The 17,808-nt window shown below is 56.5% G+C and carries 16 protein-coding genes and 5 pseudogenes; 4 read left to right on the top strand and 17 right to left on the bottom strand.

All coding sequences use genetic code 11. The features are described 5' to 3' along the window. Window positions 1-55 precede the first annotated feature (55 nt). From BS629_RS10360 to BS629_RS10295, 14 genes and pseudogenes are all read right to left on the bottom strand, one after another. Window positions 56-1,159 carry a pyridoxal phosphate-dependent aminotransferase gene (locus tag BS629_RS10360; RefSeq protein WP_077988226.1) on the bottom strand — a complete coding sequence of 368 codons (1,104 nt, stop codon included), beginning with the start codon at window positions 1,157-1,159 and terminating at the stop codon, window positions 56-58. A gap of 309 nt (window positions 1,160-1,468) precedes the next feature. Then, window positions 1,469-1,666, bottom strand: a complete 198-nt coding sequence (locus BS629_RS39685; protein ID WP_077988149.1) for a helix-turn-helix domain-containing protein — start codon at window positions 1,664-1,666, stop codon at window positions 1,469-1,471. Window positions 1,667-2,302: 636 nt separating this feature from the next. Beyond that, a complete protein-coding gene (gene tnpC, locus BS629_RS10350) occupies window positions 2,303-3,835 on the bottom strand; it encodes an IS66 family transposase (protein WP_077988148.1) in 1,533 nt (510 codons plus the stop codon). A gap of 71 nt (window positions 3,836-3,906) precedes the next feature. After that, a complete protein-coding gene (tnpB, locus tag BS629_RS10345; protein ID WP_077988147.1) occupies window positions 3,907-4,263 on the bottom strand; it encodes an IS66 family insertion sequence element accessory protein TnpB in 357 nt (118 codons plus the stop codon). Continuing rightward, complete coding sequence (gene tnpA / locus BS629_RS10340; RefSeq protein WP_046669441.1) at window positions 4,260-4,691, bottom strand: IS66-like element accessory protein TnpA; 432 nt, start codon at window positions 4,689-4,691, stop codon at window positions 4,260-4,262. The genes tnpB and tnpA overlap by 4 nt, the downstream gene beginning before the upstream one ends. Window positions 4,692-5,008: 317 nt before the next feature. After that, window positions 5,009-6,057 (bottom strand): annotated as a pseudogene (locus BS629_RS10335) (class I SAM-dependent methyltransferase). A gap of 136 nt (window positions 6,058-6,193) precedes the next feature. Then, on the bottom strand, window positions 6,194-6,400 hold the full coding sequence (gene nifT, locus BS629_RS10330) for a putative nitrogen fixation protein NifT (protein WP_028734772.1): 207 nt from the start codon (window positions 6,398-6,400) through the stop codon (window positions 6,194-6,196). A gap of 272 nt (window positions 6,401-6,672) precedes the next feature. Beyond that, on the bottom strand, window positions 6,673-6,867 hold the full coding sequence (locus BS629_RS10325) for a 4Fe-4S dicluster domain-containing protein (protein WP_018484288.1): 195 nt from the start codon (window positions 6,865-6,867) through the stop codon (window positions 6,673-6,675). Window positions 6,868-6,882: 15 nt separating this feature from the next. Next, window positions 6,883-8,376 carry a nitrogenase cofactor biosynthesis protein NifB gene (gene nifB, locus BS629_RS10320; RefSeq protein ID WP_077988146.1) on the bottom strand — a complete coding sequence of 498 codons (1,494 nt, stop codon included), beginning with the start codon at window positions 8,374-8,376 and terminating at the stop codon, window positions 6,883-6,885. A gap of 196 nt (window positions 8,377-8,572) precedes the next feature. Further along, window positions 8,573-10,132, bottom strand: a complete 1,560-nt coding sequence (gene nifA / locus BS629_RS10315) for a nif-specific transcriptional activator NifA (RefSeq protein ID WP_077988145.1) — start codon at window positions 10,130-10,132, stop codon at window positions 8,573-8,575. 195 nt (window positions 10,133-10,327) lie between these two features. Next, window positions 10,328-10,624 (bottom strand): ferredoxin family protein, encoded by a 297-nt coding sequence (locus tag BS629_RS10310; protein WP_018068357.1) that lies wholly within the window; start codon window positions 10,622-10,624, stop codon window positions 10,328-10,330. Window positions 10,625-10,635: 11 nt separating this feature from the next. Beyond that, on the bottom strand, window positions 10,636-11,943 hold the full coding sequence (locus BS629_RS10305) for an FAD-dependent oxidoreductase (RefSeq protein ID WP_077988144.1): 1,308 nt from the start codon (window positions 11,941-11,943) through the stop codon (window positions 10,636-10,638). Next, window positions 11,930-13,066, bottom strand: a complete 1,137-nt coding sequence (locus BS629_RS10300) for an electron transfer flavoprotein subunit alpha/FixB family protein (RefSeq protein ID WP_077988143.1) — start codon at window positions 13,064-13,066, stop codon at window positions 11,930-11,932. Before BS629_RS10300 ends, BS629_RS10305 begins: the two co-directional genes overlap by 14 nt. A 17-nt stretch (window positions 13,067-13,083) precedes the next feature. Beyond that, complete coding sequence (locus BS629_RS10295) at window positions 13,084-13,935, bottom strand: electron transfer flavoprotein subunit beta/FixA family protein (protein ID WP_077988142.1); 852 nt, start codon at window positions 13,933-13,935, stop codon at window positions 13,084-13,086. A 784-nt stretch (window positions 13,936-14,719) separates the two neighbouring features. Between BS629_RS10295 and BS629_RS10290 the strand changes: the two genes are divergently transcribed. Next, entirely contained in the window at window positions 14,720-14,899 is a 180-nt protein-coding gene (locus BS629_RS10290; RefSeq protein ID WP_183628098.1) for a hypothetical protein, read from the top strand. Between the two features lie 18 nt (window positions 14,900-14,917). Here BS629_RS10290 and BS629_RS10285 read toward each other — a convergent pair. Both BS629_RS10285 and BS629_RS10280 read right to left on the bottom strand, forming a co-directional pair. Continuing rightward, window positions 14,918-15,686 (bottom strand): annotated as a pseudogene (locus tag BS629_RS10285) (recombinase family protein); the annotation flags it as partial. Continuing rightward, window positions 15,673-15,852, bottom strand: coding sequence for a hypothetical protein (locus BS629_RS10280; RefSeq protein ID WP_025393262.1), 180 nt, complete (start codon window positions 15,850-15,852; stop codon window positions 15,673-15,675). The gene BS629_RS10280 and the pseudogene BS629_RS10285, both read right to left, overlap by 14 nt. Window positions 15,853-16,158: 306 nt before the next feature. Here BS629_RS10280 and BS629_RS10270 point away from each other — a divergent pair. Both BS629_RS10270 and BS629_RS10265 read left to right on the top strand, forming a co-directional pair. Next, window positions 16,159-16,379, top strand: a pseudogene (locus tag BS629_RS10270) (transposase domain-containing protein); the annotation flags it as partial. 23 nt (window positions 16,380-16,402) lie between these two features. Next, window positions 16,403-16,636: a hypothetical protein gene (locus BS629_RS10265; protein WP_077988141.1), complete on the top strand. Its 234-nt coding sequence runs from the start codon at window positions 16,403-16,405 to the stop codon at window positions 16,634-16,636. A gap of 112 nt (window positions 16,637-16,748) precedes the next feature. On the opposite strand, the pseudogene BS629_RS10260 reads toward BS629_RS10265, so the two are convergent. Further along, window positions 16,749-17,503 (bottom strand): annotated as a pseudogene (locus BS629_RS10260) (IS5 family transposase). 74 nt (window positions 17,504-17,577) lie between these two features. On the opposite strand from BS629_RS10260, the pseudogene BS629_RS39680 reads away from it, so the two are divergent. Next, window positions 17,578-17,802 (top strand): annotated as a pseudogene (locus tag BS629_RS39680) (hypothetical protein); the annotation flags it as partial. Between the last annotated feature and the right edge of the window lie 6 nt (window positions 17,803-17,808).

Genomic DNA, 17,808 nt, shown 5'->3' with positions numbered 1-17,808 from the left:
CCCGTTGCCCGCCATATCATGTTTATGCAACGCATAGAGGAGAGGCAGCGTTGCTTTAAGGCCGGCCTTCGAGATCCTCAGCTCCCATAATATCGCTGACCGCCGCAAGAAATGCATCCATCTGCGCTTTTGTACCGATGCTAACGCGGATGGAATATTCCAGTCCTCTATCGGGGAAGACAGCAATGAGTATCTTTTTCCGCTCCAGGGAGGCTTGCCACCAGACGCTGTCTCTTCCCGCTGGCACACGGGCCAGCAGGAAGTTTGCATGCGAGGGAGTTACGGTGAAACCAAATTGCGAGAGCGCTGCGCTCACTCGCTGTCTCTCATACTTAATTTGCTTGTGGTTCTCGTCGTAGGCGGACCGATTCGAAAGGATGCTGACGCCAACAGCATGGCCAATCACGTTCATGTTGAAGACGTTCTGTATGTTTCGCAGTCTGCCGATGACCTCAGGATGACCGAATCCGAGCCCAACTCGAATGCCCGCAGCAGCATAGCTCTTCGAAAATGTTCTTAAGAGCAGGAGGTTCGCATGACGCTTAACCAGACGTAGAGCATCGTCAGGTGCAAAGTCGACATAGGCTTCATCCAAAACAATCAACCGATCCGATTGTGCCACAAGGAGTTCGATGTCAGCAATCGGAATAAATGTTCCGGTTGGGTTGTTCGGATTAGCCAACAGAATGAACTTGGCATCTTTTGCTGGTCCGAGGAGTAATTGCTTTGACAGCAATGAGTGAATTTCCCCCCACCCAATTTCCAGAAAATCAGCTCCTTGCAAAAAGGCCAGTTTGCGGTTGAATGAAAACCCCGGCGACACCATCGCGACAGTGTCACCCGGAGCAAGGAATGCCCTGTAGATAAGCCCGAGAAGTTCAGATGATCCGTTCCCGGCGATCACCTGATCTCTGGAGAGGTCATAGGTAAGGGCGGCTGCTTCCCTCAGACTGATGTTGTCATTTTCCGGATACAGATACTGCCGTTCGAGGGCAGCAATAGCGCTCTGCATGACAACTGCCGGCAACGCAAATGGATTTTCATTCGTGTTTAGCTTGATGCAACCAGCATCCGGCGCCTTACTGGAAGGCAGAGCGTTCAGCTGTCCGGGCACTTCCGAAAGAGCCGAAAGCACGCTCTGCAATTTTGCATCAGACATGTTTTTCTCCGTTTCATTCGCTGGGGCGATCACATTGTGCCGGTACAAATACTCCTGTTCGTCCATTCCATATCGGCTCGCGACTTTTTTATTGGATTTTCATACGGTTGGTAAAATCGTTTCTATGCATGGCATCCATCCATGCTATCAATTGACTGGCAGGCTGTGCGGGAAGGGACAGGAGAGCAGGGACGTTGCCGACTGTCCGCGAGCACATGTTTCGAAAATGGCAGCGCGATAAGAAGTCGATCGAAATGGCCTTCTCGAAACTTACCCGGCCAGCGTTACGATTCAATTGGCGTGGCTCATCTAATCGATGACATCGATTTCGACATAATCCTTGGCGACAACTAATTCCGCGTCATACGGGTTCTTTCTAAGGATACGACAACGGCTGTCAGGTGCGCCTCGCGCGGCAAGAACGCCGAGGGCTGAGGCGATAAATTTTGAATCGCCGGCTTCCATTGCCTCGTCTGAATCGAGCAGATTGGCAATGTCGAAATCCATGATCTTTTCAGTCGTCGTGTTACCAGTCTAGCCGATAAGCGATGACCCTGAACAGAATCTCAGTAGGTTATCGACACTTCAGAACGGCTTTCATTGAGATTGTTCAGGGATTTTCGATATCGTTGCTATAGCTGACGATAAATCGGACCACGACGCTTCCCAAACATAAGCGATCACCGGCGTTTATGATCATAGGATCAACAACCGTTGCCCGGGAGGAATAACGATCACGCCTGAGGCGAAAGCCCCCTTGCACAATGTTTCGGCATTAAATCGAGGCATTGGCAGCCAGACATGAAAACCATCATAAGCGGGCGTTCGTAAATCATTACCAACGACTGAGCGAGCCATCTTCGGACGGTGTCTCGCCTCACTTTCAATTGCCTCTCGAATACCGTTACGGTCCCGTCAGAAAGCCACTCGGCTAAAATGGCGCAGGATAGAGGCGATACAGTCAACGACGAAGCACACTGGGTCCAAGGCACGCTGGACAAAGGATGCGGGTTTGCGTTGCAAGGCCCGGCATCTCGCAAGATCGTGTGAACGCTGGGCAACGCGGCGCGTCTCTTGATCAACGACGCTATGACGGCGAGGAATATGTGGCTGCCGTCAAAGCTTGCGTCGTAAGCGCTGTTTTCAGGCCACGGCTTTGAGTTCGTGCTTTGCGGCATAGGCCCAAGGCAGCAGGTCGTCGATCTGGCTATTTGGATGCCCGTTGACGATCTTCGTGAGGACGTCTGAGAGATAGGCCAGTGGCTCGACATCGTTGAGCTTGGCAGTCTCGATGAGCGAGGCGATGGTCGCCCAGTGTTCGGCCCCGGCGTCGGACCCGGCAAATAGCGCATTCTTGCGATTGAGGGCAATTGGCCTGATGGATCGTTCGACGGTGTTGGAGTCGATCTCGATCCGGCCGTCGTCGATGAAGCGGGTCAAGCCGTCCCAGCGTGACAAGGCATAACGGATGGCTTCAGCGAGCTTTGTCTTTTGGCTGATGTAGCCGAGTTGTTCACGCAGCCAGGGAGCGAGGCTGTCGGTAATCGGACGACTTTTTTCCTGACGGGCGACACGACGCTCCTCGTGGGTCCGGCCACGTATCTCGTCTTCGATCTTGTAAAGTTCGGCGATGCGTCGGAGCCCCTCGCTGGCGATGGGCGCGGGACCGGCGGCAGCCAGCTCATAGAAGCGGCGTCGAACGTGGGACCAACAGAAGGCCAGCGACACGGTGTTCCTTGCCGCGAGCGGGCGATATCCACTGTAGCCGTCTACTTGCAGGATACCGGCGAAGCCATCGAGATGGACCATAGGCCGTTCACCTTTGCGGTCCGGCGCATAGACATAGGCGACGCCTGGTGGGTCATTGCCCTGCCATGGCCTGTCATCACGCGCATAGGCCCAAAGTTGCCCGGTCTTGGTTTTGCCACGTCCCGGATCGAGCACCGGAGCTGTCGTCTCGTCGGCGAAGAGCTTGGACGACGACTTCAAATGATCAAGCAGCCGCTGATGGACTGGGCGCAGATGCCAGGCGGCACGGCCGACCCAGTCGGCGAGCGTCGAACGATCAAGATCAATGCCCTGGCGCTTGTAGATTTGCGCCTGGCGGTACAGCGGCAGGTGATCGGCATATTTAGAGACCAGAACCTGGGCGACAGTTGCCTCTGTCGGAATGCCGCCCTCGATCAGCCTTGCCGGGGCCGGAGCCTGGACAACGACCTCCTCGCAGGCCCGGCAGCCATACTTTGGGCGGCGCACCACCAGCACGCGGAATTGGGCGGGCACAATGTCCAGCTTCTCGCTGACATCTTCGCCGATCCGATGCAGGTTATTGCGGCAGCAAGGACAGGCATGGTCATCAATATCGACCACGATCTCGATGCGCGGCAGGTGCGCTGGCAGCGAACCTCTGTTCGTGCGCCGTTTGGCGACCTGCGCCTGTCGAACAGCAGGGGAGGCTTGCTCATTGTCTTCGAGACCGGCAGCCTCGACTTGCTCGGCCTCTTCAAGCCCAAGCAGAAGCTGGTCCTCGGGAAGCGTCTCGGCACGGCGACCAAAGCGGTGGCGCTGCAATTCCTTGATGATCTGACGCAGGCGGGCATTCTCCGCCTCGCGCGAAAGCACCGTCGCTTTCAGCGCGTTCAGGTCATCCGGAAGCTCGTCCGCCGTTATCGTCATGCGCCAAGAACAGCATATTTTACCGCTCGGATCGAGAGGCTGGATGATGCTGATTCAATTGGTCGCGGCCGTCATCCAGCCCTTACCGGCGTGCGCGTTTCGCTCGGCGTATGCACGCGTTTCCAGTCCAATCCCTCGAACAGCGCCGAGAACTGAACGGCCGTCAGATGCATCGCGCCGTCCTGCATTCGAGGCCAATGGAACTCGCCATCCTCAAGCCGCTTGGCGACCAGGCACACGCCGCTGCCATCCCAGAAGATCAGCTTAATCCGGTCCGTTCGTTTGGCGCGGAACACGTAGATCGTGCCAGAGAATGGGTCAGCACCCATCTCCGCCTTCACCAGTGCTGCCAATCCTTCAGCACCTTTGCGGAAGTCGACGGGCTTGGTGGCGATCATCACCTTTACCGCACCGGACGGACCAATCACGACTGAGCCTTCAAGGCCTGGATCACGGCAGCAATGGTCGCGCTGTCCGTGCCAGATGCGATCCTGACGATCGCGCCGCCAACCTCCAGCTCGATTGCCGCAATTGGAAGTGCGCTCCTCGTTATCGTCTTTCGCCGTGTCGGGGGTGGCTCTGCCGGACGATCAATTACCGCTGGCACAAACATTGACGGCGAGTCTTGCTTCGCCTGACTTCGCACCTGCCGACGCCAGGTAAACAATTGTCCGGGCGACAACCCATGCCGACGCGCAACAGCACTGACCGACATCTCGCCGCTATAGCTCTCGGCGACAATGCGGTCCTTCTCCTCGTCGCTCCAGTCGCGGCGACGGCCTGTTCCCGTGAAAACCTCAAACCGTTGCAACGGCACATCTTCACTGGTGCCATGCGTAAATCCTGTAATCGTCATATGTCGAAGCCTCGTTCGGCAACAACATCAACAATCACACGCTGATCCGGAAGGTGGGGTCAAGGCACCGCTTACCTTGCGTCGACGCATTGAGCGGTAAGACTGCCCCGGAACAACTCCGGTAAGCGCTTCTGCATGTGGCCGATGAGGCGGGTATCGCAGCTCTCTCTCGTCCGGCAGGGAGTTAGAGCGCGATGACCGGATCTGCCCTCGAGCCCCAGGATAGCCCGAATCTCAAAGGCTACCCGCTTTCGACGTCGCGTCTGCGCGGAGCGCCCGCCCCAACTGGCCGGACACGGACGCGCCACTCCTTGCCGTCAGGTTGCTTCGAGCACCATGTTGAGCGAGCTCTGGGCCGCGCGCCTGATATGGGTGAAGCCGCCGGACCGGATCACCTCGGTCAGCCGCCGTTCGCCTGCCTGCGCGCCTAGCGCCAGCCCTGTCTCCTGCGCAAGCGAGGTGGGAACGCAGATCATCGTCGACGCCGAGTAGTAGAGGCGCCTGACCGGATTGATGTTCTCCTCCAACGTATCTCCCGCGATCGGCTCGACGACCATCCACGTGCCGCCGTCTTTCAGCGCCTTTCTGATATGAGACGCCGCGGCTTTCGGGTCGCCCATGTCGTGCAGGGAGTCGAAGCAGGTGATCAAGTCGAAATCCCGGCCGTCGAAATCTTGCGCTCGGCCCACCTCGAACTGCACGTTCGTCAACCCGTGCGCCTCAGCGTGCGCTTTCGCAGCCGCGACCGAGCCCATATGGAAGTCGTAGCCCACAAACCGGGAATTGGGAAAGGCCTGCGCCATCAGCACCGTCGATACCCGTGCCCGCAACCGACGTCGGCCACCGTTGCACCCGATTTTAACATGGCGATCACGCCATCGAGCGCCGGCAGCCACTCCTGGACCAGCGCATTGACGTAACCAGGGCGGAACAGCCGCGCTACAGCGCAGAACATGCAGCCAGCCTGGTCGCCCCAGGCAACGCCTTCATCGGTCTTGAAGGCAGACTGCACCTTCGGCTGATTTCCGACCATCGCGGCAGCGGTATCGAACGCGCCAATCAGGTTGAACGGGCTGTCGGGTTCAGCAAACACATAGGCCTGCTCCGGCGTGAGCGAGAACTGGCCATTCTCGCAATGCACATAGCCCGAAGCCGCCTGCGCTGCCAGCCACTCGCGCACATAGCGAGGCGCGCATCTAGCGGCCACGGCAACCTCCTCGGCCGTCGCGGGTCCGATCTCCTTCAGCGTCTTGTAGAGGCCGAGGTCATCGCCGATCCGCACCAGCGGCACGCTGAATGCACCGCCAAGGTCGCCAAGGATGCGGTCCACGAGCTTCTCAAGCGTTGTGTCGTTGAGTTGGGTCATGTCGGATTCCTCCTGATTTACGGGCGGCCTCTTGCCGATGGCCGCCTTCAATGGATCGGGAACTCGATGCCCCCTATTCGGGGTGTATGCCCGCTTGCGCTTGGCATCGACGCTCATCTATCGACCCGCGCACACGCTAACTGGATAGCCTCCTCGCGTCGACAGTAACGGGCAGGCGCCTGTTCTGCGATAGCTCGGGGAGGGCTATCCGCCATCCATTTTTCAGCAAAATAAAGCCGCCCCATAGGTTTTTGTGCTCAACCGAAATGATCGGTTCCTCAAGGTCTTTCTTGTGAATATAGACCGATAAGCCGACGTCAGTTCTGCTGATTGTCACTCTCATGCATGTCCCTTCTCGTTGTGGCGGCTTTGGAGCTCCGGACGTCGAGCGTTATCAAAGCCTGTTAGTTCAGTACGACATATGCCCAGGCCGATATCTCCCTTATTGCTCTGTCTGAAATTTGGACGGCATCCGTTCCCGGGCCAACGTCGGCTACTCAGGTTGCGCGCATCGCTCACTGGATGGGATATTGGTGGGACGTGAATTTTTAACCTCATGTTCGCCTAGGAGACCACTGACCACTCGTCCCATTTTGCGCTTTAGTCCGGTGACGATCAGGCAGGGACGCAGGTCTTCGGCATCGGACACACCGAAGCGCATTGTTGCGTGTCGAACTCACCCCTGCACTCGGTACATTTTTTTGAATCCACAACATATCCCTCACCTTTGAAACTGATCGCATCTGAGGGACATTCAAATTCGCAAGCGCCGCACTGGGTGCATTGGGATATAATGATCTTGAAGGCCATGATTTAGCTCCTGATTCAATTAGAGGGGCCTAAAGCCGTCGGCATCGCCGGTTTGCCGCCAAACTCGGCGGCGTATAGCGCGCCAATCGCAGTCTCGATGTAATCATAGGAAAATGCGTCACTGGCTCGCACGCCAGTTTCTGCCAACCGCTTCTTTGGGCAATCGCCGATTTTGGAAGAAAGCAGAATGTCGATGCCGTCGAGTGCAACGATAGTGTGATCGAGAGTGGCCTTCTCGCCTAAACCACCGAGGCAATACTGCTCGACCTTGCGGTGTCCCACCAAGTTGATCCCCTTTCGTGAGACTGCATACACCTGGAGTTCCCTTGCCTGACCGAAATGTTCGTTGATCCGGCCGCCACCTTTAGTCGCCACGGCAACAGCAAGGGTTCGCGAAGAACCAAGTGACTTGACTGCTTTGTTCGCGTCCAATTTTGCTGCCAGTTGATCCCCTCGCTCGTGCTGGACCAGCTTGCGATAGGCCTCGCGCTTGCTGGTGTCGAATTCAACTTTGGTGGAGATCTGGTCGAGGGCAAACTCTCGCTCGCGATCATCGCCCAGCAAACCGATGGCGTCGGCCCGGCATTGTTGGCAGTGGCGCATAAGCTTAACGTTGCCATCGAGACAGTCTTGAAGTGCCTTCAGTTCGAACGGCTCCGGGCAACGCTGACCCGTAAGACCGTAATAAGTACCATGCGTAGGCTTGGAAATCAGGGGCACCACATTGTGCATGAATGCACCGCGGTCTCTGATCCATCGGTTAACTTCGACGAGGTGCGTGTCATTGACGCCTGGAATCATAACCGAATTGATTTTGGTGAGGATGCCGCGCTTGGTCAGCAATTCCAAACCCAACATTTGGCGCTCGTGAAGGATCCCGGCAGCTTCTATGCCAGTGTATCGACGATGTCCGTGAATTATCCATGGATAGATCTTCGCCCCTACCTCCGGATCCACCATGTTGATAGTGATCGTCACGTGATCGATATTCATGTCAGCTAGCTCATCGACATGATCCGGAAGCGCCAATCCATTGGTGGAGATACATAGTTTGATGTCAGGTATTTCTCTCGCAACTCCTTCAAACGTCGCTACGGTCTTCCTCCAGTCGTAACAAGCGTCGCCCGGTCCGGCAACGCCGATTACGGAAAGCTCCGGCACTTTGCTGGCGACGGCAAGCACCTTTCGTAGTGCCTGGTCGGGAGTTAGCTTTACTGATGCGACCCCGGGACGGCTTTCGTTGGTGCAATCATATTTGCGATTGCAGTAGTTGCACTGGATGTTGCACGCAGGTGCGACCGCGACATGCATGCGAGCGAAATAGTGATGCGCTTGCTCTGAAAAGCAGGGATGATCTTTAATTCTCTCCCAGATCCGCGCATCTTTGTCATCCGTCACCGAAAGGCCATAGGACGAAGATGCGCGGCCACCGGGCATAGCGGGAGCCATCGGCGCCCGGTGGGAGGGGGTACTGCTGGTCGTCCCGACCTTTATTTCCGGTTCCCACATCGCACTGTTCCACTGTTGAGGAAAGGTTACAGCTCCAAAAGCAAGAGAGATTCCGGTCGACGAGACATTGCTGTTCAGCGCTTATGTCGCCTTACCGCTCGTTTCCCCGTTTGCTGCCGGAGATGTCTTATAGAAATGAAAATAGATCGCGCCCGAAGTCGTTGGGCCACGCTTACGGAGTTCTTGGCGATCGCCGTCACTCCTTCTTCACATCGATACGATGCCGGCGTAGCGCATAGCCGACCTGCCGCGGCGTTTTACCCAGGATACGAGCCGCTTTGGCCTGTACCCAACCAGCCCTCTCCATTGCGTTGATCAGCCGATCACGCTCGGTGAGGCCCGCTGCCTCGATTGTGGCTGCGGCACCGCTGGGAGTGCCTGCGTGGGCGCCCAGTCCGCCCGACATTGTATCTCGCGGGTCGAGACCATGCATCGCGTCGTTGCCAATACCGTCGCCGTCGGCTTTCCGGAGGAGCGCCGAAGAACACTGGTCTTGCTGACAGGCAAAATCCGATGAAGTGATGGTATTTGAACTGGCGAGAGTGGCGGTCCTTTGAACGCAGTTGTCCAGCTCGCGAACATTGCCGGGGAAGGCGCATTTCGACAAAATGTCTATTGCCGACGGCCCGAAGTCGCAATTTCGATCATTTGCCTTGTTGAATTGCTCGAGGAACACTTGCGCTAGACGCGAAATGTCTCCGTCGCGCTGCCGAAGCGGCGGCAAAATGATGGGCACCACATTGATCCGGTAATAGAGGTCGGCTCTGAACTCCCCTCGAAGGACGGCCATTTCAAGGTTTTTGTTGGTGGCGCATATAACTCGAACGTCTACTTTCAATGTCTTCGTTCCGCCGAGACGTTCGAATTCGCCTTCCTGTAACACGCGCAATAACTTCGCCTGGAATTGTGGTGATACATCGCCAATTTCATCAAGCAACAGCGTTCCGCCATTGGCCAGTTCGAAACGTCCAGCTCGTTGAAGGAGAGCGCCAGTGAAAGCGCCCTTCTCATGGCCAAACAATTCGGATTCCAGAACGGTTTCCGACAGCGCGGCGCAATTCAACTTAATAAACGCCTTGCTTTTCCGTATCGATAACGCGTGTATTGCCCTTGCAAAGCATTCCTTGCCAGTGCCGCTCTCTCCTCTCAAGAGCACCGCGGAGTTCGTCGCGGCCACGATCCTGGTGATAGCTAATACCCTCTTGAGCGCGGGGCTCTCCCCGACGATCCAGTCGATTTTATCGATTTGGGTGGGATGAGACTTCGGCTTGATTTTCGGAATCTGTCCTGCTTGTTGTTCCTCGGCGACTGAGCCGCCATCGCTGCACAATTCGTGATAGCGCTGGCAGGTTAAGCCGATCAGGACGGCAATCATCGCCAGAAGGGTTTCGTCCTGATCTCCGCTTTTCTGCGCGAAATCAATCCACAATGCGCCAATTGCTTTCCGGTTTACCTTAACGGGGAGAACGGCAGAATTTTTCCCAAAGTGCTTCTCACCGCTAACGATGACACGATTTATTGCGTCCGCCTGTTCAATCGTAAGAGAACGTGAGCGAACGTCGTGCCCAATTGGAGCTCGCACGCTTATCCAGGGCTCTCCTCCGGAGTCGTGAATCACGATTCCGCCATCGCGCAATCGCAGATGCTCGACGAGGGCGTTCATGGCAGCCTTCAGCAAGTTGTCTAGAGGAAAAGAAGAGATAAGCTCTTTGGAGATGTCGTAGAGAATATGGAGCCGCGCCTCTGGTTTAATCATGCCTACAAACAGGGGAGGGTGCACTGCTTTTTACCCTGGTACGCGAAATATGCTAACGCATATTCCTAAGTTAAAAATACGTGTTATCGACGGCGCAAAAATTAGCCTTTCGAAAGGTTGAGTGGATGCACATTCAATCGCCGCCGCTAATGCAGCTGCATCGATCGCTGCTATCCCGGCGGAGGTAGGGACTCCTCATCCGAATTTGAAGAGGACCCCGAACCCGCCCCGGGGATAATTCCACTTTATGTCGCCACTCGCTTCGCATAACACTCTGCATGTGCCGCATTCCAAGCAGCCATCCGAAACAATCGCCACCTGACCAATTTCGTTCACCTCGTAGCATTTGGCCGGACAGATTTGCGTCAAGGCGAGGAGGTTTGGGCTCGGCGACAGATGCGGTCGCACCGTAATGTGCGGGCGTCCAGTATCGACGAGATACCGGTTTTGGTACAGCTTATCCTCAATGCGCTCAATGATGGTCGCCTTCATCGAATTTTCCTTTAACGCCAAGATACGGCGGAACGAACCGCGTCGCTAATCAACCCCCAACGGGATCGTGCGTTGATAAAGGAGGCAGCTGTAGCCTTCTCCCTGTTGATTTTAGGTGCACCGTCGACGCGCACAAAATTTTGAGCCGCCTGAGAGATAAGCGTTGGATACGTCATGAAAAAATTGTTACTGTCGGTGTGGAGGAGGCTTGGAAGATCTTTGTGTTTGATCAGGTCTTTCATGACGAACGACTTGTCCAGTATGCCCTTATAGAGAGAGAGATTGCGTTTCGTCATCAGACCGCCACGGCTCTTTATCTGGAAGATCGCTTCACCCGCCATGAGGCCGGATGTCATCGCAAGGTTCGACCCCTCCCTATGCACGGCATTGTTTAGTTGCGCCGCGTCGCCCACGACGACCCACCCGTTGCCAAAGAGCTGGGGGATTGCCTTGAAGCCCCCCTCAGGAATAAGATGCGCGGCGTATTCTTTGATCTCTGATCCGGCCAGTAATGGTCGGATCGAGGGATGTTGCTTGAAGGCGTCAAGAAGGCGGTACGGATTTTCCATGCCTTCCGCTAAACCGGAGACGAGGCAGCCGATCCCCACCGAGATCGACTCCTTGTTGGTATAAAGGAAGCCCAGTCCGGCCATTCCGCGTGAGATCGTGCCGCCGGCTTCGATCACACAGCCTTCGCTACCGTTGAGGCCGAAGCGCTCTGCGATGACCTCTTCCGGCATAAAATGCATTTCCTTGACAGCGAGTGCCACATTTTCTGGCTTCGGCATATCGCGTAAACCGGCTCGTGTTCCAAGCAGTCCGTTCACGCCCTCAGCAAGGACGACTACGTCCGCGAGGATCACACCGCCCTCTCGGTCCGTGTAAACGCCTATTACACTACCGCTCCGATCTCGAGCAAGTTTCGTCGCTGTCGTTTCACAAAGGACTGTGCCGCCCGCCTCGCGCACCTTGGATGAGAACCATTTGTCAAACTGGGCACGGATGATCGTATACCGGTTTGGCTTCAGTTCATTGAAGTCATCAGAGCGATAGTGCACGCCCGTGTGCGACGAGTCATCCATTAGCCAGAATCGTTGCTCGACCAGATGCCGTTCCAGGGGAGCGTCATCTCGGAAGTTTGGGATAATCGCCTCCAACATGTTCGCATATAATATAGCCCCCTGAACATTCTTAGAGCCCGAATGTTCTCCGCGCTCCAGCTGCAGCACTTTTAGACCGCGACGAGCCATCGAGTACGCTGCGGCGTTGCCGGACATACCGGCACCAATGACGATCGCGTCGAACTTACTCTTGGTCATCTAGCCTTCCTCGATCCATACCCTTGATAGAATTGTGCGGTGGCATTCGCCTGGCGAAAGCTTCTGTCAACGCCGGCAAGAACTCCAGCGCGCAAGCGACAACGCCGATGTGGGCGAAGTCAAAGATCGGAGCGTTCTGGTCGAGGTTGATGGCGACAATCAGATCGGCTCCTTCGACGCCAACGCGATGCTGGACCGCACCAGATATTCCCGCCGCGATGTAAAGCTTAGGTCTAATGGTATGGCCGGACTGACCAATTTGTCGATCAGCAGGCATCCAGCCTTTTTGGACCAGTGGCCGCGAGCACCCGACTCCCCCGCCGATCGTCGTTGCAAGGTTTCTCAAGTATTGCAGGTTTCCTGCAGCGCCGAGGCCGAGTCCACCCCCAACCACGATGTCGGAGTTGGCCAGATCGGATTGCTCAGATCCGTCGTTGCAGAGGAATGCGAGGACTTTGGTGACGATCGCTTCCTCGACCATTGTGAGTTCGTGCTGGATAACGCGCCCAATTGGCTTATCCTCACGTTGCGGCGTCGCCATGACCCTGGACCGCACCGTTGCCATTTGCGGCCGGCTGTTCAGCGTGTAGATCGTGCACAACAAGGACCCGCCGAAAGTTGGCCGTGTCGCTGCGAGTGAACCATCTCCATCAACATCCAGCTCGGTGCAATCAGCCGTAAGCCCCGTTTGTAAGGTCGTTGCTACAGCACCGGCGAGGTCGCGGCCGAGCGTGGTCGCGCCGAGAAGGAGAATTTCTGGTTTGTGAGTAGTGACCAGATCCGTCAAAGCCTTGGTGAAGGGTTCGTTTCGATAGTTGGCGAGGAGGGGCGACTCTACCAGATAGGCGACATCAGCTCCGTAAGCGAAGGCCTCTTCGATCGCAGGCTTGGTTCCCACGCCTTCAGACGAACCGAGGATTACCCCGGCCAGTTGAACGCCCAGCTTATCGGCTAGTCTGCGGCCTTCTCCGAGGAGTTCAATCGATACGGGATGAACCTTGCCGCGCTCAAGTTCCATGAAGACCCAGACGTGCCGGTGATCTTCGAAACACTTAAGCAGCTTTTTCCCTGAGCTGGCGCGGCCGACCGCGTTTGCCGGCGTTTCATTTTTTCTAGCGACCAAAATCTACTCCTCGCTGCTCACCGATCGCCATGGGACGTGAGCTTGCGTTCCAAAACAGGCTCGCGGGCAAAAATTGCAGCGACCGTGTCCGCCGCGACCTCGGCCAACGTTTTGTCGTTAATGTCCATTTGCATAGCTTTTTCGGCGCGAGGACCAGGAGCGAATACTCGCTTCACGACCGTCGGCGATCCCCTTAGGCCGCATTTGGTCAACTCCCCAATGCCGGCGTCAGCGGCCCCCCATTTAAGAACCGGGCTTCGCGCGGCACGGAAGGCGTCATCGAGAGAGCCCCGGCGGATTGCATTGACACCTTCCAGCACGGTGATGAGACATGGCAACGTGCTCTTCAGCATCTGCGTGCCGCTCTCCGCGTGCCGTTCAACCATGAGCTCGCGCGACGTGGGATCAATGGAGACAATCTTCGTTACGTAAGTCAGTTGCTGGAGGTTCAGCCTCTTTGCAATTCCGGGTCCGACCTGGGCCGTGTCGCCGTCAATTGTCTGCTTTCCGGTAAAGACGATATCAGGCGCCCCATAGCTCTCGCCAATTTTCGCTACTGCTTGAGAAAGTGCATACGAGGTCGCCAGCGTGTCAGATCCAGCAAAGTGGCGGTCGGTCAGAAGCACTGCGCGATCTGCGCCGTGGGTGAGGGCTTTGCGTAGCGCTTGCTCAGCCATGGGCGGTCCCATCGTGAGAACGGTCACCTCGCCCCCATAGCGGTCACGAACTTGTAGTGCCTCTTCGAGAGCAAACAGGTCGTAAGGGTTAATGATGGTCGGTACGCCTTGGCGCATGATCGTATTTGTCACCGGGTGGACGCGTATCTGCGCAGAGTCCGGCACTTGTTTGATACAGACCACGATGTGCATAATCGTTTAAGCTCCCAATCGGATTTGGGCTTTAGGGACCCGGCTTACTCTGAGCACTACTCGTGCCAATCAGGTTGCGGCGGTAAGCCTTCGAGATTGCACATGTTTCGTTGTCGCTATGCGGAGGGGTTTTGTAGGGTTGCCGACATGTCGTGTCGCAATCCGCCCGATCACCACCGCGAACGGATGGCGGTTCGATAGGCTTCAGGTCGGACAACTCCATGATAGCTGCGATACGAGCCGGCCCCCGGGAGATAGTACGGGGACTGAAGATCTGGTGCGGTCGGCGTGTATCGAGCTTCGGTTTGCCGGTGATAACTGACTAGCGACACCGTAATACGCGGTCAGAAGCACAGCGATCGAGAAAATAACGCTGCGGCGCCTAGTGAGGTTGGACAAGCGTTTTAGCTGATGTTGCGGCGTCACCAGGATCATTGCCAGAGGCGTGGAGAAGCCTTGCTGGAAATATCAATCGAAGGCCGTTCATGAACGCTGCCGCAGCGCGTCGAGGTCTTGGCTTTTCTCCGTCTCAATCATTTACATCAACGCCGTTCTGATCGGTTGGGCGAGTACCGTATGACCAAATGAACAACCCGAAGCCACTTGATCTGACGGCACTTGCTGCATTGAACCCGCGCCGGCTTGTGGTCCTTCAAACGCGTGACAACAAATGTGCGACACTGTCGTCACCTGTGTCAGATCAGCGACAAAAGCCGGCCGGCAACATCTGCCGCCCAGCATCTATTACGAATACCGGTGATCATCAGAAATAAGGAAAAGCCCAATGAGCTCGGAGAACATGTTGCAGCAGGCCGTGACACGCCTTGCTGATGCGGCAAAGCACCTCAACATCGAGTCGACAATTCTCGAAAGATGGGAGTACCCGCGCGAGATTAACGCAAGCCCGTCTGACGATCCGAATGGACGACGGCTCACACAAGTCCTTTCGGGCCTGGCGCTATGACGATAGGCAGAAATTTCACTTACCGCTCTGTTCAAATTTCCCGAGCCAGCTCTTTTTGAGGATGCCGATTACATTGCGATAACGGACCGGCGTCCAGACGAAGTTGGTCATGCGCCTTTCATCCGACGGCCGCGGAAAGTGGATTTGATCTTTCGTCATCGACAGCAGCACCTGACGCGTGCTTCCAAGCTAGGGGAAGCGTGCGAATATAGATCGGATTGCGTCTTGCAGACGCAGATCGGGGTCCAGTCCAAGCCCCGCCCCCCGATGCCCGAACGGAACGGAAAGTCGCAATTCGCCACGGCGCGCTTTCGATCTGGCGGCATCGAGCATGCGGGCTCTCAGCACGCCAAGTTCGAACTCGCTGATACTGCCCTTCATCCCCAGCAGCAGACGATCATTGGGCCGACATGGATTGTAGACACCATCGTGATCTATGACGCGGGCTTCAACGAGGCCACATAGTTCGAGCAGATGGTGCCAGTCGCGGCCGTTACGTGCGAGCCGTGAGGCATCGAAGCATAAAACGGCACCAACTTTGGCGGCGCACAGCAGGGCGACGAGACGATCGAAGCCGGGGCGCGCGGACCGTTCCGCTGGCAGAGCGTCCGAGGTCATCGTCGATGACCTCAACGTCGAGAAAGCCGCGCTGTCGTGCGACGTCAACAAGATCATACTGCCGTCGCTGGCTTTCCAGATTGGTCACCTGTGACTGAGTGGACTGCCGAACGTAAACGACGGCCTTGCGTTCAAGCAGCACTGTCGGAATCAGATCAGTGCTGATCATCGTTGAGCTCCTCGACGGCCAGACCGGCCGCCTGCATCAGCAGGCAAGCCAGTGTTGATATCGCCTTCTTGCGATCCTTGTCGCTCAGTCCGTCGAGCGTGCGGGTTTTGAATATCAGGTCGAGCTGCCGGCCCGACGCCGGCACCAGCGTGTTGCGGGATCTCATCATCTTCCTCCTAAGTGATTCCATGTTCACCCCGGAAGAGTGCCGCCTTCGCACCGCTTGAGACCAGTCAGTTCAGTTCGATCAGCGCCGCAAGATCGACGCGTGCCGTTCCCATGGTCATGCCGCCGCACACCAAAGGATCAATCATCCACCCCGAAATCGAGACCACCACAACTGAGGGCCCCAAAACCTTCAGAAACCGACCTGTCGCTCGTTCTTCGACGCGGCGAATGGAAACCTTTTGGCCGAAATACGGATGCCAGCGATAACGAACCTCGACTTCATCGCCGACATGGGCAGAATGAACGGGGGATGGCTCTCAATCGCAAGAATGCATTGTTTGCAGGCTCCGACGCCGGCAACACTGGGCGACCATCGCTTCGCTCATCGAGACCGCCAAGCTCAATGATGTCGAACCGCTCGGCTATCTCGCGGACGTGCTCACCAGGATCGTCAACGGCCACCCCAATAGTCGGATCGACGAGTTATTGCCCTGGGCATATCGCACGGATAAAATGCTCCGATAAAATCGGCGGCGATTGGATATGTCATGACAGTGCAGAGCATCTCGTGGGAGCAAGATGGAATCGACTCCGGCTGGTTCTTCGCCAAGGATGTCGGCTCAGTGAGGAGCAGTTCCCGTTATCATCCCGGAGGCTGGTGGTTCCTTCCGAAGTGGTTACCTGACACCGGAGAAAACGATGTCGGCCCCTTCAAAACCAAGGCTGCCGCGATGGCGCAGGCAGAGGCTCTAACTGCTCGCCAGCTCGCAAATCAGCACTAAGCTCCTCCCTTGGCCGTGGCCTCAGGACCGCGCTTACCGTGGAGGCGGCTAATCCGGTCTTATCCGATGACGCCGGTACAGCCGCACACACCACACTAGGCTCCAGACTCAATCATGCCCACCAAATGACGAGAGCAGCGATGTAGCAAGTTGCCTCGAAGTTGATCATGAGCTTGTCGTATCGTGTTGCGATGCGCCTCCAATCCTTCAGGCGGCAGAAGGTGCGTTCAATAATATTCCTGCGCTTGTAGGCAATGGGGTCGAAGGGCTGTATGCGCTTTCGAGTAGGATTGTTGGGAATGACCGGCTGCGTGCCGCGGGCGGTGAGGAAGTCGCGTAATGTGTCGCTGTCATAAGCGGTGTCTGCGGCACATAGGCGGCTCGCAGGCAAGGGCGTGAGCAGCGGAACGGCAACGGGTGCGTCGCCGCGCTGCCCGGGCGTTATTCGCAGCGCGATTGGACGGCCGCAACCATCGACAACAGCATGGATTTTTGTCGATCTGCCGCCTCGCGAGCGGCCGATTGCCTCGGCATCCGCCCCCCTTTTCCGCCAGCGGCTGATCGGTGGGCTTTGGCGGTGGTGCTGTCGATCATATGAAGATCCCGATCGGTTGTTTGCGCCAGAGCTTCAAACAGCCGCCGCCATATTCCTTTCGCAGACCAGCGATGGAAGCGATTGTAGATGGTTGTTGAAGGCCCGTAGCAAGTGGGACAATCCTGCCATCGGCAACCCGATCGCAGGACATGGATGATTCCACTAATCACTCGACGGTCGTCAGTGCGATGAGCACCGGGTTGGTTCGTGGGAAGTAGGGGCGCAATCACCGCCCACTGCTGATCATCAAGCCAGAACTCTCCTGCCATCATCAAAACTCCCATTGTCATCATAATGAATCACAGCGATCCATTTTGATCAATGGCTTGATTGGGTTTGGAGCCTAAAGCCCTTGCAGCCTCGTGAAGGTGCAACGCGAAAGCGCAGCAGACGGGGCAAGAAGGCGGAAAGGGTTGCAGTCGTTATCCCACCTTCTTTAAGCGCTCTCACCGCTTCTGACGATGCAATCAATCTCGACGAAGAAATCAGGCTCCTCCGGGACAAGTTAGCGCGCAAGCTCCAAATGCAGAATGCGCAATTGAAGAGGATGTTAGAGCGGTTCGAACGCTGAAGCTGT

The organism is Rhizobium leguminosarum bv. viciae USDA 2370, from assembly GCF_002008365.1.
GTDB lineage: Bacteria > Pseudomonadota > Alphaproteobacteria > Rhizobiales > Rhizobiaceae > Rhizobium > Rhizobium leguminosarum.
Note: the sequence above shows the minus strand (reverse complement) of the source record. Positions and strands in the feature narration are given on the sequence as shown.

Bases quoted from the DNA above. Each gene is read 5' to 3' on its own strand.
- BS629_RS10360 (WP_077988226.1), bottom strand. From the start codon at position 1,159: ATGTCTGATGCAAAATTGCAGAGCGTGCTTTCGGCTCTTTCGGAAGTG.
- BS629_RS39685 (WP_077988149.1), bottom strand. From the start codon at position 1,666: ATGGATTTCGACATTGCCAATCTGCTCGATTCAGACGAGGCAATGGAA.
- tnpC (WP_077988148.1), bottom strand. From the start codon at position 3,835: ATGACGATAACGGCGGACGAGCTTCCGGATGACCTGAACGCGCTGAAA.
- tnpA (WP_046669441.1), bottom strand. From the start codon at position 4,691: ATGACGATTACAGGATTTACGCATGGCACCAGTGAAGATGTGCCGTTG.
- nifT (WP_028734772.1), bottom strand. From the start codon at position 6,400: ATGAGAGTGACAATCAGCAGAACTGACGTCGGCTTATCGGTCTATATT.
- BS629_RS10325 (WP_018484288.1), bottom strand. From the start codon at position 6,867: ATGGCCTTCAAGATCATTATATCCCAATGCACCCAGTGCGGCGCTTGC.
- nifB (WP_077988146.1), bottom strand. From the start codon at position 8,376: ATGTGGGAACCGGAAATAAAGGTCGGGACGACCAGCAGTACCCCCTCC.
- nifA (WP_077988145.1), bottom strand. From the start codon at position 10,132: ATGATTAAACCAGAGGCGCGGCTCCATATTCTCTACGACATCTCCAAA.
- BS629_RS10310 (WP_018068357.1), bottom strand. From the start codon at position 10,624: ATGAAGGCGACCATCATTGAGCGCATTGAGGATAAGCTGTACCAAAAC.
- BS629_RS10305 (WP_077988144.1), bottom strand. From the start codon at position 11,943: ATGACCAAGAGTAAGTTCGACGCGATCGTCATTGGTGCCGGTATGTCC.
- BS629_RS10295 (WP_077988142.1), bottom strand. From the start codon at position 13,935: ATGCACATCGTGGTCTGTATCAAACAAGTGCCGGACTCTGCGCAGATA.
- BS629_RS10290 (WP_183628098.1), top strand. From the start codon at position 14,720: ATGAGCTCGGAGAACATGTTGCAGCAGGCCGTGACACGCCTTGCTGAT.
- BS629_RS10280 (WP_025393262.1), bottom strand. From the start codon at position 15,852: ATGAGATCCCGCAACACGCTGGTGCCGGCGTCGGGCCGGCAGCTCGAC.
- BS629_RS10265 (WP_077988141.1), top strand. From the start codon at position 16,403: ATGACAGTGCAGAGCATCTCGTGGGAGCAAGATGGAATCGACTCCGGC.